Here is a 397-nt window from a genome sequence, read left to right on the forward strand (position 1 = left end):
CACGCGAGCAGGCGGCAGGTTGGACGGCGCCACCCCACCCGACTTGAGCTGCGTGGCAGAGGGGCAGACCAGCGCCTTCAGGTCGTCGGCTCGCCGGCCCAGGTCGTCGAACACTCGCGTCGCGTGCGTCACCGGGTCCGTCACCGTCGTCCCCTTCAGGTAGGGCGACAGCACCGCCGCCTTGCCCGCCACTCGCGGCGCCACGTGGAGGAACTCCGTCTGCGTCTCTCCCGAGTGGCACCCGCTGCACGTGTTCATGGAGAACTTGTGCCGCGCCTCCGTGTTCACGCCCGGCGCCCTCCAGAAGAAGTCCAGCGGCGCCCTCGCCATCGCCCCCAGGAACGGATTCCCGTTCAGACTGTTCGGCACCGTGTGCCGCTCCGCGATGATGTCCGCC

General features: G+C 70.0%; 1 pseudogene. It reads right to left on the reverse strand.

From position 1 onward, the window contains the following. Nucleotides 1-369, reverse strand: a pseudogene (locus D7Y04_RS43360) (hypothetical protein); the annotation flags it as partial. Between the last annotated feature and the right edge of the window lie 28 nt (nt 370-397).

Origin of the sequence: Corallococcus sp. AB038B, assembly GCF_003668955.1 — a bacterium.
GTDB classification, from domain to species: Bacteria; Myxococcota; Myxococcia; order Myxococcales; family Myxococcaceae; genus Corallococcus; species Corallococcus exiguus.